Origin of the sequence: Bacillus sp. EB106-08-02-XG196 (genome assembly GCF_013396335.1) — a bacterium.
Classification (GTDB): Bacteria; Bacillota; Bacilli; order Bacillales; family Cytobacillaceae; genus Neobacillus.
The window spans coordinates 16,825-30,010 of record NZ_JABWSY010000030.1 but is presented as its reverse complement, the minus strand read 5'-3'; the positions used below and the strand labels follow the sequence as shown (position 1 = coordinate 30,010).

Here is a 13,186-nt window from a genome sequence, read left to right as displayed (position 1 = left end):
TTTGACACCCCGTATCATACCAAGAGGGCTCTTTGTTGTTCAAGTCCCCGAAAATCCTTCTAACAGGAATGCTCCTTATCCATATTTGGTATTTCTCTTACAATAATTCTGGCCCCTTCCGAACTCACCACTTTTACTTTGGATCCTTTACCAATAAAGCCACCTTCACTTACAGCATCTAGCCTTTCGTCTTCAATGACGATGGTACCAGATGGCCGCAGGACTGTTAACGTAGACCCAACCAGTCCGATTAATTCTAAACGGCTTATATTTGCGATATAACCGCTTTCTGTATTCGTGGAGTCGGTTAAAATGAGCTTTTTAAACAGGCTCATTTTTTTACCAAAGACCTTAATCAATAAAATAGATATCAAGATGGAAACAATAATGGCCACTAGCAGGGATATACCCATATAAACTGCATTATCTGCTGCCAAAAAGAAACTTGCAACCATTGCGATAAAGCCGAGGATCCCTGCAATACCACCTGATATAAGCAACTCTAATAGTATGAGGGCAATCCCGATAATAAATAGGATAAGGGTTTCATAACCTGTAAGCCCCGCGACGAGATGTCCATAAAAAAACAGCAGCAATGATGACACTCCAGTAAACCCGAAAACACCGAAACCAGGTGAGAATAATTCCAATACGAGACCAAGAAGTCCAATCGTTAGTAACATCGAATAAACAAATGGATTTGTGATAAAGCGGGCAATTTTTTCAGCCATGCTTACTTCAAGAGTTCGTAAATCCGCTTCGGGGTATCCGAGTAATTCAAGCAGTTCATCAAGATTGTTAACAATGCCTTCAGCGTATTTTACCTCTACAGCCTGTTCGGAGGTTAATGTTAATAATTTCCCTTTTTCGGCTCCGTACTCTGGTAAATCAACATTTTCATCCGCCATTGCCAGTGCATAAATGGGATCCCGGTCGGCATGCATTGCCGCATTTTTCATTTCGGCAAACCAATAGGATTCCGCCTTCTTTCCAGCAGTATTCCCTTGCTGGTCAATGATCGCAGCCGCTCCCATCGTCCCTCCTTTCACCATGTAGATTTCATCCATATTTAATGAAATATAGCTACCTGCGGATAACGCTCGGTTATTAATAAAAGCTACTGTCTTGGTTTTCGTGGAAGTAAGCAGCCTGCCAATATCTACAGCAGCATCAACGGCTCCACCAGGTGTATTGATTTCAAAAATAATCACCTCCGCATTTTCATTCTCAGCACTTTCAACGGCTCTTTTCAAAAAGGCGTACAATCCCTTTTCTACTGTTTCTTCAATCGGTACAACATAGACAACTTCCCCTTTTGCAGAGCTGTCCACTGGGAGCAGCATAAGCATAAAGCCAACTATCAATGAAAAACAAGCAACGATTCGTATTCGATTCATTTCATTTCGCTCCCTTCTATTTATGTTTCTCCTAAAAAAACCTTTTTCTTACCAGACAGGACAAGCCCTGCTACACCGAAGCTACTAGCAGGGCATTACCATTCATTTAACTTGCCGGTATATATGATTAATCTGTATATCCCATCAACAAACGTGCATAAGGGGAGTCGGATGGAAGGACGATAACGGTCTCATCATTAATCGTCTTTTTGTATGATTCTAAAGTTCGGAACATGGAATAAAAGGCTGGATCTTTTGAGAACGCCTGGTTATAGATTCTCGCTGCCTCAGCTTCCCCGTCAGCACGAATGGCTTCAGCTTCCGCTTTCGCTTTTGATAGCAATTCCTTCACTTCGCGATCCGTATCAGCTTCTATTCTATTCTTTTCTGCATCACCCATAGACAGATATTCCTGTGCTTTCGATTCTCGTTCAGAAATCATTCTGGTGAATACAGACTGTTCATTCTCTGAAGGTAAATCCGTGCGCTTCATCCTTACGTCCGTAACCACAATCCCATAATGATCATTTCCGAGAAGGTCATTCACCTTATCAGTGATCCGATCATTTAAAGAACCACGTGAAGATTTTTCATCATTAATAATTTCATCATAGTTTAACTGCCCGAGTTCTGAACGAACGACGGAGTAAATAAATTCCTCCATTCGGGATTCTGCTTTTTCAACGGTCCTAGCATTGGTGATCATCTTTTTCGGATCTTCAATTCTCCAAATGGCATAGTTATCGATGAGCATCCGCTTCTTATCCTTGGTGTTAATCTCAGCTTCGGTAACATCATACGTCATTTGATATTTTGGCAGAGTCGTGACACTTTGAATGAACGGAACTTTATAGGTTAACCCTGGGGTTTTCACAATTCGTACCACTTCACCAAACTGCCGAATCACTTTATACTGGCCTTCTTTCACAACAATGAGGTTTAAAAGGAATACCCCTAAGAGGACGATTACGATAATGATAAAGATGGCTATTTTTTTGTAGTTCCGCCAGTTAAATCCTTTTGGACCGCGACCCTCTATGTTGACTACATTGTCATTACTCATTTTTTTCACTTCCTTCCCCATTTGTCTTTGGCTGTTGGTTTTCCAAAGGTCGGATTGGGAAATATTTCAATGTATCTCCATTATCGTTCATAATATAAATTTCAGCATTAGGGAGAACCTGTTCAAGCGTTTCCAAAATTAAACGCTCACGAGTAATGTCAGGATTGGTACGATATTCATCGTACAATTTATTGAATACGGAAACATCCCCTCTTGCTGTTTCTATCCTTGCTGCTTTATCACCCAGGGCTGCTGAATTTATGGCAGCCACTTCCCCTTTGGCTTCATTGGTCCGTTTGTTTCGATATTTCCCTGCTTCATTAATCTTTGTATTCATTGTTTCACGGGCATCTGTAACATTTGTAAATGCCTTTCTTACCTGATCATTGGGCAGCTCCACATCCTGAAGCTTGACCGCAAGTATCGATATCCCGATATCGTATTTTTCTACCAATGTAGATAACAAATCCCGGACATCCGCTTCAATTTCAGCCTTTCCTGAGGTTAAAGCGTCATCAATTTTCGAACTTCCAATAATACTTCTTAAAGAGGCAGATGTAGCATTATACAATATTTCTTCTGGCTTCTCAGCGTTAAAAAGATATTTGGCTGGCTCTGTTATTTTCCATTGGACGACTAGGTCCGCTAAAACGATATTTTCATCACCCGTAATCATTTTCGTTTCATTTGGAAACTCTTTTATTTCCCCATCTTTCTCTTCATAACCGAATTGTAGACTAAAGGTTTCCTTTGATAACGTTTCAACAGATTGAATGGGCCACGGAAGCTTAAAATGTAACCCGGGTTCATTTACCCCTTCTTCAACCTTACCAAAGGTAATAATAACTGCTTGCTCACTTTCATCGACGGTGTACCAAGTGGTGAAACCGACCATAACGACGATTGCTACTAAAAAAATAAGGCCAACGATTTTATATATTTTATTTAAATTAGCCATTTCGTCCCCCCTCTTTCTGCAAGTCTATAGTTTTATTACGGCTATTTTACAAAAAAGTTTCAATATTTAATAAATAGTAAACTTCCCTTTGCTATATTCCTATTTTTATAGATTGGTCTTGACCGGGGGGACGGTTCTGATGGACTTTTTTGCGTAGAAAATTATAAGAATCCTAGATTTATCACTTTTGTCTCTAGGAATACTAGGTCCATCTCAAAATAAAATACAGGTATAAAAACCTGCAATTTGTTGGTCGAAAAAAATAGAAAAGTTCCCATATCGATGAATGAATTCACCTTTATGGGAACTTCAATTTATATTATTTATGAACCACTTTATCTCGAATATCTTGACTTTTTAATAATGCTTTTATTTTCTGATCGATTTTTTCTATCTCAGCAGATGAGTTCTTCCATCAATTTCGACTCCATATTCGTTCAATGGTCCATCCTCTACTTTCAAGGAATCGTTGTCGGTAAACATCTCTTTCCTTTGCATTTGCAGAACTATGATACATGGCTCCGTCACATTCTATTCCCAAAATATATCTGGAAGAGTCATGCGGATGAAAAACGGCCAAGTCAATTCGATAGCCTGACATTCCTACTTGGGTAGCAACCTCATATCCTAAGCTTTTTAATTGATTATACACCTGTTCCTCAAATGGAGAATCAAAATGTAATTCTAAATCTTGTACATGTGTATTCACATTTTCATTGATTTCTTGAATAACTGCCTTAACCTGGTCAACATGTGAGTTTGATACAGCTTTAACATATTTTAAATAGGCTTTAAGTAATTTGGGTCCCATTTGGGCGGTGTTTGCAACATTAAGTTCTTCGGGTTCAATACTTGATACCACAATGATTCCCTCTTTTGCCCTTGTAACAGCAACATTTAACCGGTTTTCTCCACCCTTTTGATTTAACATGCCAAACCGGTTATAGACTCTGCCTTCCTCATTTTTGGCATAACCGATTGAGAAAAGAATAATATCTCTTTCATCCCCTTGAACATTCTCGATATTTTTTATAAAGACTCTTTCATCCAGCTCTTTCGCCATGACTTGATTATAAACGGAGTTGAATTCCTGATCTTCAGCTGAATTTTTATCAATAACATCCTGTATTTTCGTTTGCTGCTTCGCATTGAAGGTTATAATCCCAACGGATTTTCCAGGCTGCTTAATTAATAGGTCTTTTAATATTTTAACGACCTCTATAGCTTCTACTTCATTGGATTGATTAATCCATCTTCCCTCCACCTTTTTCCATGTAATCGCTGGCGGATTTTTAAAAGGAACAACATTAGGTGCTATTTGGACATGCCCATTATAAAAGGCATGATTGGAATAATTGATTAACTCTTCATATTTCGAACGATAATGCCATTGCAGCAACCTTTCCGGGAATCTTCTCTTAGCTAAGTTTAATAAACTAAGTGAATCATCTGTATCATATTGTTCTTCCTCCTCATCATCGGATACCAAGGAAGATTGGAACATATTAAAAGGTGGCAGCTGCTTTTCATCTCCAGCGATGATCACTTGTTTCGCACGATAAACCGCCGGAATTCCACTTTCCACCGTACATTGTGAGGCTTCATCAAAAATGACGATGTCAAATAACCCATCCTTTAATGGAAAAATAGAAGAAACAATTTCCGGAGATGCCAGCCAAACAGGCATGATATCTACAAGTCCGTTACCGGCAAAATGATTGACTAATTTCCGAAGGGACCAAACCTGTCTCTTCTTACCTACCTGATGCTTTAACTCCCTAATACCTTTAGGATGGATGGCTTGTGCTGTTTCCACTTTTTTTGTTAGTTTATTTATTAAATAATGAGTGGCAATCTTCCTCTTCTCTTCCACTAGTGCTGCGAAAGATTCTCTTATCCTTGAAAATTCATTGGTTGAAACTTTTTGCACCTCTGGGTATTTCTTTTCCGTCTGGTCAATCCATTGAACATACGCAGAGTTTCTAAATAACTCTACCCAATAGTCAGAAAGTGTTAATACATTAGTTGTTTTTTTCTTTTGTAGTAAAAGAATGACCTTTTTCTCTAGATCAGAACAAAGATTCCAATAGACATCCATTTGCTGTAAATCTTCGAAATCCCGATGGAAATATTCAACCATTTTATCTAATTCATTTAAAGGGATATCCCCTTCTGAGATTCTATTTTTAAAACCCTCAATAGTTGCATCATTTAGATATTTTTTAAGCTTGTCCATTTCTTCAGCCATTGTTTTTGTAACTTTACCCAATTGATTCATCATTATGAGAGATTTTTTTATTTTTAACCATTCCGGCGAACTCGTGCCTTTAAACTTTTGGCCTTCCAATAATTCTTCTATAATCGTCTTACCGGAAAATGAGGTCCACCACCATAGTCTAAGCCCTTGTAATGTTTTTTTAGTACCATCTTCTATATCCGGATAAATTTTATCGAGTTTATTTTCAATTAACCACGTATAAGCTGGAGTAATTTTTTCATGATCTAATGAATCCAGGTACTCAACTGACTTTTTTGCCTTTTCAATGATTTCGTTCAGCAATTCTATCGCTTCTAGCTTCTCCTTCATATTAAAATTCGCAAAGGATTTTCTTTCTTTTAATGGGTAATCCTCATCTCCATACCGTTCAAACCATTCAGCATATGTATAGGCTTTTTCAGATACATCTTCTAAAACATCTTTATTTAATGCTGATAATAATTCTGTTAAATCAATGATTTGATTGGTATTTTCAATGGGTTTTGCTAATCCGTACAGATCGTAAAGCCTTAATCCAAAGTCCTGGTACTCATATAATGCATTTGCAATTCTATTTAATAAATCTTCCTGAGTAGATAATTTCTTGGAGGTTGAAGCTAAATCTTTTATTGCGTTTTCATATGCAACTTGATTTTGTTCAAGCAGGGCACCAATTTTTGCATAGAGCTTTTTTCGGTCATTTTTTTCATCATGAACAAGTGCAACATGATTACTTAATCCCACACTTTCAACTCGTTGATATACTACATCCAAAGCAGCTCGTTTTTGACAAACGACTAATACTTTCTTATCTTGATTAATGGCATCGGATACTAAGTTAACAATGACTTGTGACTTCCCTGTACCAGGTGGTCCATGGACAACGATCCCTTTTTTATAGCGTGCCTCAACCAAAATCTCCTCTTGTGAGCCATCGGCTTGTAAGAGATTTAATATCTCGGGTTTTTCCGATATCTTGTCTTTTTCGTTTTCAACTTGACCTCCGTCTCTATCGAGATCATGATCTTGTGGGTCTATGAGTTCTCCAGCGAGAGACAAATCACTTTCTTCTGAAAGTTCAATTAGTTCCTCATAATCTTTTACTAATGAGGAACCTCCTTGAGGGAAGTTCCCGATAATGGCATTTTCCAATAAAGTTAGATTCGTCACTTCAGGAACTTCATCTGTTTTATATTCACGTAATTTCGTTATACCTTTGGGAATAAACGAAACATTCATTTCATTTTCCTTCAAAAAGGATAGCCATTCATCGTAGTTAAAATTCGTTGAAATTTCGGCAGCTTTTTCAAAAAACTCTTCGGCAAACGTCAGATTATTTAACTTTTTAAATGCTAAAAACAAAGTACGATTAATCTGTGGACTGCCTTCATCGAGTTTTAACACCCATTTTTGTGAATTCACATTGTTTCTTTCAAGTCTTATTGGATATAGAAATAAGGGGGCTTGAAAAAACGTACCGTCATAAAGTTTCCCTGACAAAAAAGGAAAACCTAAATAAAAATCGTGGATTCCTGTTTCTTCTTCAATTGCTTTTATGTTTCGATACAAATCAGTCAGCTTTTTAGAAATGATCATGGACTTTTCATTCGTAATGGTGGGCTTAAGTAAAGTAATTTCATTTTTAGACTGATTAATAATTTGCTCCACAACAAGTGAACTTACTTTCTCCTTTGATAACAAGGCTAGCGTATCCAGTTCGGTTACATCAAAGCTCCACTTATTATAAAGTTTCAATAATCGGATAGAACGATTGCGCCTGCTAATATCATTAAGTTTATCTCTCATATGTACTAACTTATCTTTCAATTAAAAGACCTCTTTCCATTTTTCCAATAACCACTAATTTTCCTTTATCCTTCTTTATAATTCCTTTTTTTAAGATCCTTTAATCCATTTAAAAAAGCGAAAAATAAAGACTGCCGAACTCTTTCTAAAATAGTCAAAAAGAGTCTATACAAATATATAGGCTCATTTTTGTATAAAAATTAATTAACTTTTTCGATATCAATCTTCTTCTGTTTCCTCACTTCCAAAATACTATCAAGATGTAGAGTGAATTCAGATTCTCCAGAATAGGAAAGACACAGGTATTCCTTAGCTCTTGTCATCCCTATGTACAGCAATGAAACTTCCCTCTCCTTATTCTCCTCAAGTGGAAAAGGCATCGAGTCGACATTGACGATAAATACGGCTCTAAAATCTAATCCTTTACTGCTATCAATAGTACTGATTTTAACTTTACCATCATCTTTTGCATAAGAGCGTTTTGAGACGTCGCTTTCGGTGATCCAATAGTAAGGTACTCCTTCATCCTTCAATGCACGCTGAATAATATCAATGATTGGATACTTATGAGTCCGTTTGACACGGTAAAGAATTAAGATGTCCTCGAGCGGGACTTTTTTCTCGATATGTAATTTTTTTATGGAGCGAGCAACAATTCTCATTTCCTCAAAAAAAGTAGCTGCCTTTACGATACCTGGCTCTGGACCTCTCCGCTTGGTACTCTGTGGTGCAATGATCTCACCCTCTAGTTCACGATTGACCACTTTATTCTTAAACATTGAATGCTTTCGGTAAAATTCCCAAGCAAATTTCACAATCTGCTGGGTGTTGCGATAGTTGATAGACAGAACCTTAGATCTTCCTTTAAAACTTAAGCCGGTATCCTGCAAATAGGAACGCTTCCGCTGATAAATCGTCTGAGCGCGGTCCTCTACTAATAATAGAGACTGTGTATCTGCATTAATCAGTAAACTAACTAACCGCAGCCAGTCGGCTTCAAAGTCTTGTCCCTCATCAATCAAAACGGCGTCATATGTAGGTAGAATGGCTTCATTTCTTTCTAGTTTTTCTATGATATCTGGCAGCTGCTGCTCCCGTATCCTTAAATCGTTCTTTAACCAGGAATGAAAATTCCTCACAATAATATTCTCATTTTGTACAGATTTCGCATTTGGATCAAAATCAAATAAATCCTCAGGCTCATTGAGCATATGATGGATCATTTGCTGGATCGCATTTGAAAGAGAAATATTATAACAGAGAATGAGAATCTTCCAGTCTGGATTCTGCTTTGATAACATCTTTGCCCGACTTGCTAATATGATCGTTTTACCGCTTCCAGCAACACCACGTATTAAGCGATTTTTATCCCCTATCTGTTTCGCTAAATTCTCCTGGTGAAGATCCATGGTTTTAATATCATGCAAGGATAACAGAAGCTGGTCCTGATAAGGTACAGGTGGTTTGTATTCAGCACTAATCCGGACCTCAGGAAATAAGTGATATCGAATAGCATTGATGTCCTCTATCGATAGCGATTCCTTTAATCGGAATGGCACGACAAACATATTGAGGATCTTTTCCATTAATATTTCTTCTGAAAATCCCTCTTTGTCCGGGTCAATCTCATCCCTGGTAAAACATAGATTGGGCTCAATGACTGTGTAAAGTCCCTCCTGGACAAAATCCTTTGAATACAATCTAGTAAAAACAACACCATGACCATATGGGAACTTTAATTGAAATTTATATTTACCGTCTAATTGAATCAGATTTTTATCTTTTTTCAACGTATCCACCACATGAAACATATTATCCCGTGCCTGCTTCATCGGGCTTTTAATGACCGCTTGATCTCCAGAGGTCGTAACAATATGCCATTCATCATGATTAATTTGAAAAAGGGTATTCCTCGTATAATCCTTCACTTCTAACACAACAATGCCAAGGTCAGGCCCAATAACCACAAAATCAGGTCTTCTCCCTTGAATATCTGGTTCAAAGTAAACAATATAATCATCTGGTAGAAAAGTTTTAAGCGTCCGGAAAAACAGTCTCTCCCCTGCTGTAGCAGAAGATCGAATTGTCTCAGGAATCGTAATCGCCATAACAACCGCTCCAAAAATTGCAATTTTCTACATTATACTACAATTAGGCCATTTCACCCATAATATTACAAAAAACTTCTAAATACGTAAGAGTCATTCGATATTCTTTGACTACTTTCTACCAAAATTAACAAAAATTCCCCAAAAGTATTGTATTTTCCACTATATTCTTTTAATAATAGTATTATAGGAAAATAAGACCAGTAAAAGAAAATGGTAGGTCTCACAAAGAGCGGAGTGAAATAATTGTTTAAAGGAATAATCGATAAACTATTTAAAACTAGTCAATCTACGAATACTTCTCACAATCAATCTATAAGTCAAGCTGAAGTAGAGGCACTAGTGGACGCCAAGCTAAAGGAACATGCTGCAGCAATAGAAACAAACCAAGTTCCCCTCCAGGATGAGGATTACACATTATCAGCAAAACAGATCGAATATGCACTCTCGTTGATTGAAAAAGTAAAAGAAGAATTTGAACTGGCTATCAATCCAACTGAGCTAACCATAAAAGATTTAAATAGGTTAATTGCTTATAATCGTTATAAAAATAAGGGCACACTTGTTAATCTTGTGAAAAAAGGCGTTCTTAAAAGGAAATAAAGCAAAAAAACATCCCCGACTCCAAATTAGAGCACGGGGATGTTTTGACATATTATCAGAGAAAAAATCAACCATAGAGGTTTTGGGATACCAAGTAATTTTATGGGCATGGTAGTGGAATTGATGAGGTATACGCAAGAGAAGTGGAAAACTTTGGAGGTTATTTATTAATTGTTGAATTTTATCTCAATAAAAGACTCGTGGACTCTAAAGAATATAATACTGACATTAAATTACTAAACTAGAATAATTCCCTGCACATATGTAATACTCTATCAAGGTCATGCCGATGTAACACGCCTAATTTACGATTTAACTCAGTTCCGTGTATAGAAATAATTTTTGAAGTACGAACAAGTGATGATTTTTGTAACCCAGCTTCTCTCCAATACTCCAGAACAACATCAAATTTATTTCGAGGCTGTTGACTTGTAATTGGAGCAATAATCACATCAACATCTATCGCCAATTCATTGCCTACAATAAGAACAGGGCGCAGTTTCGATTGAAGGGAATCTTTAAAAATTACATCTGCCAGCCAAACTTCACCCTGCTTCACTTTACTATTCATTATATATGTCATCCTCCTCGTTATCCCACCAGGCATAATTCTTATTTAATAAAATTACATCTTTTGACATATATTTTTCTCTGATTTTTTCTAATACCTCTAGACGCTCTTTTTCATTTAACATATCAAGCTCCTTGATAATTCTTTCTGAAATAGACACATTATTCACCTCCATCTTCATCATACACTAAGTATAACTCATATACCATATGGCATAAACATAGTTTACAATACCTTGAGACAATGGGGTCGGTTCTGACGGTTTTTTATGACTTTTGCATCTTGGTTTTCTACTCTAATGTTAAGTAAATTTAAAGGCGGTCCATCAAAACAAGGAAAGAGCATAATGGGATTTAGCCTTTATTCAAGAAGATACATTTAAAATTGCACAGGCGAAACGGCTAATTCAGTTCCGCTTGACCACTCCAAAGCTAAAGGGAAATAACACAAAAAAAACATCCCCGACTCCAAATTAGAGCACGGGGATGTTTCTTTTTGCAGGTAAGAACTCGAACTGAACTGTATTAGAAAAAGCGTTTAGGGGCTATCCTCATTAATAGGCAAAGCTACTTTGTAACATTTTCCATTTAAATAGGTCTATATAAGTGAAGAACCATTATGATAACGGGGTGATCATATGAGAATAGGTAAAAAAATGATTTCATTGTTATTAATAGTAAGCTTGACGGTTATTGGATTATTTGTGTACTTTGGAAATTTTGAAACCAACCAAGTAGCAAAAGGACAGGAGGATGTCATGTCGAGTTTAGTTGACAAAGGAAATGGAAAGTTTCGTTTTCACATAACCAATCCAACAGATAAAGACATAACATTTCAGTTTACAAGCAGCCAACGTTTTGATTATGCGTTGAAAACGGAAGATGGTGAACAGGTATTTCTATTCTCAAGTGTTGCCCTATTTATGGCTGTACTAGGTGAAGAAACGCTTAAACCAGGGGAAGAATTACATTATGATATAGACCTAGCTGAGTTAAATTTAGAAAAAGGTAAATACATTCTAGAAGCTTGGCTAACTCCTACTAGTAAAGAAAAATATAAGGTCGAGATGGCCTATATCGTTTAATAACATTATAGGAATCATGGGGTCTACATGAGCAATTTATTATTTGTAATGTGGAAAATCCATGATTTAGTAAAAAATTTTGTACATGTGCCCTGCTCATTAGTGAGTTGGGCTCCTTACGGTTAAAAAGATAAAAAATCCCTACAGATTGCGGACAGAATAAGACGGCCGTGCGGAGTTTTGAGCCACTGTTTGCGGACAACAGAGCCAGTGAATGCGGAGGTGAGAGCCACTAGCTATTAAAAGGCTATTAAAAGGGAGTTAGCCTCTACCTGTAATGATTTAAATAGAAAAAATAAATCGCAAGGTCTAAGTGCTGAATTCCTGATTAGTGTATTTTTCTATTTCTATTTTCAAGAGAAATATCTTAAGGGAAAAGCCCTTAAAAGTCTACCCCAAAGGGACAGCAGGTTATCTCTCATTTTCCTCTAATTGATATTACAAAAGCCCCGTAGAGTTTTTATCCACGAAGCTTTCCACCTTCTAATGAGTGTAGTTCAAACGGCCATTTCTTGTGTAACAAACCTATTTCGAAGGACACCAATCTCCTTTATTTCACATTCAATCGTATCCCCTTCACCGACAAAATCAGCGCCCACAGGACTACCGGTAAGAATGACATCACCAGGTTTCAGTGTCATCACATTTGAGAGATAGGATATCATTTTGCTAATTGATATAATCATCAAATCTGTAGAACTATTTTGCCTTTCTATCCCATTTACCACTGCCTCAACACTTACACCTGACGGGTTAAGCTCTGTTTCAATGACGGGACCTAACGGTGTAAATGTATCAAAGGATTTCCCAATGGTCCAATGCCCATCCTGATGGAAAAATTGTGGAGCAGTCACATCATTGCCGATGGTATAACCATATACATAATCAAACACTTCTGATTCCACTATATTCTTAGCTTCTTTTCCAATAACAACGGCCAATTCAGATTCAAATTTGACCCTTTCAATCCCCTTAGGAATAACAATATTGTCTTCAGGACCGATTACTGATGAAGTGGGTTTAAAGAAAAATACCGGAATTTCCGGAAGCTCACTCGGTAATTCTTCTTTTTTAGAAACATAATTTGCTCCGATTCCTATAATCTGGTTCGGTTCAATCGGCGCAAGAAATTTTACCTCTTCCACTGTGAAAACCTTACCTGTATAAGTCCAATTCCTAAAAATATCCCCTTTTATTTCTCGAATGGTATTGTCTGTAATTATGCCTGTATATTTTACAGAATCATGTAAAAATCTAGTAAGCTTCATTAATATCTCCTCATTATCCTCTAATGTGTAAATTTAGCTTTTACTTCCCATCTTAAAGTTGAGTGCTTGTT

General features: G+C 37.0%; 10 protein-coding genes. 2 read left to right on the top strand and 8 right to left on the bottom strand.

The features are described from left to right. Positions 1-59: 59 nt before the first annotated feature. The 5 genes from MLOOGBEN_RS28345 to MLOOGBEN_RS28325 all read right to left on the bottom strand — a co-directional run bounded on the left by MLOOGBEN_RS28345 (position 60) and on the right by MLOOGBEN_RS28325 (position 9,589). On the bottom strand, positions 60-1,397 hold the full coding sequence (locus MLOOGBEN_RS28345) for an NfeD family protein (RefSeq protein WP_179161591.1): 1,338 nt from the start codon (positions 1,395-1,397) through the stop codon (positions 60-62). A gap of 127 nt (positions 1,398-1,524) precedes the next feature. Beyond that, positions 1,525-2,460 carry a protease modulator HflC gene (gene hflC / locus MLOOGBEN_RS28340; RefSeq protein WP_179161590.1) on the bottom strand — a complete coding sequence of 312 codons (936 nt, stop codon included), beginning with the start codon at positions 2,458-2,460 and terminating at the stop codon, positions 1,525-1,527. Next, positions 2,453-3,418: an FtsH protease activity modulator HflK gene (gene hflK, locus MLOOGBEN_RS28335; protein WP_179161589.1), complete on the bottom strand. Its 966-nt coding sequence runs from the start codon at positions 3,416-3,418 to the stop codon at positions 2,453-2,455. Before hflK ends, hflC begins: the two co-directional genes overlap by 8 nt. Before the next feature lie 415 nt (positions 3,419-3,833). Continuing rightward, positions 3,834-7,502: an AAA domain-containing protein gene (locus MLOOGBEN_RS28330; RefSeq protein ID WP_256989301.1), complete on the bottom strand. Its 3,669-nt coding sequence runs from the start codon at positions 7,500-7,502 to the stop codon at positions 3,834-3,836. A 179-nt stretch (positions 7,503-7,681) separates the two neighbouring features. Then, positions 7,682-9,589: a 3'-5' exonuclease gene (locus MLOOGBEN_RS28325; protein WP_179161588.1), complete on the bottom strand. Its 1,908-nt coding sequence runs from the start codon at positions 9,587-9,589 to the stop codon at positions 7,682-7,684. A 246-nt stretch (positions 9,590-9,835) separates the two neighbouring features. Between MLOOGBEN_RS28325 and MLOOGBEN_RS28320 the strand changes: the two genes are divergently transcribed. Then, positions 9,836-10,192, top strand: coding sequence for an ABC transporter ATP-binding protein (locus MLOOGBEN_RS28320; protein ID WP_218781370.1), 357 nt, complete (start codon positions 9,836-9,838; stop codon positions 10,190-10,192). 241 nt (positions 10,193-10,433) lie between these two features. On the opposite strand, the gene MLOOGBEN_RS28315 is transcribed toward MLOOGBEN_RS28320, so the two are convergent. Further along, the gene (locus MLOOGBEN_RS28315) at positions 10,434-10,763 is read right to left on the bottom strand and encodes a type II toxin-antitoxin system PemK/MazF family toxin (RefSeq protein ID WP_179161587.1); all 330 of its coding nucleotides are present in this window, start codon (positions 10,761-10,763) and stop codon (positions 10,434-10,436) included. Then, a complete protein-coding gene (locus MLOOGBEN_RS28310) occupies positions 10,756-10,923 on the bottom strand; it encodes a hypothetical protein (protein WP_179161586.1) in 168 nt (55 codons plus the stop codon). Before MLOOGBEN_RS28310 ends, MLOOGBEN_RS28315 begins: the two co-directional genes overlap by 8 nt. Positions 10,924-11,400: 477 nt before the next feature. On the opposite strand from MLOOGBEN_RS28310, the gene MLOOGBEN_RS28305 reads away from it, so the two are divergent. Then, positions 11,401-11,847: a BsuPI-related putative proteinase inhibitor gene (locus MLOOGBEN_RS28305; RefSeq protein WP_179161585.1), complete on the top strand. Its 447-nt coding sequence runs from the start codon at positions 11,401-11,403 to the stop codon at positions 11,845-11,847. A gap of 497 nt (positions 11,848-12,344) precedes the next feature. On the opposite strand, the gene MLOOGBEN_RS28300 is transcribed toward MLOOGBEN_RS28305, so the two are convergent. Next, the gene (locus MLOOGBEN_RS28300) at positions 12,345-13,115 is read right to left on the bottom strand and encodes a fumarylacetoacetate hydrolase family protein (protein WP_179161584.1); all 771 of its coding nucleotides are present in this window, start codon (positions 13,113-13,115) and stop codon (positions 12,345-12,347) included. Between the last annotated feature and the right edge of the window lie 71 nt (positions 13,116-13,186).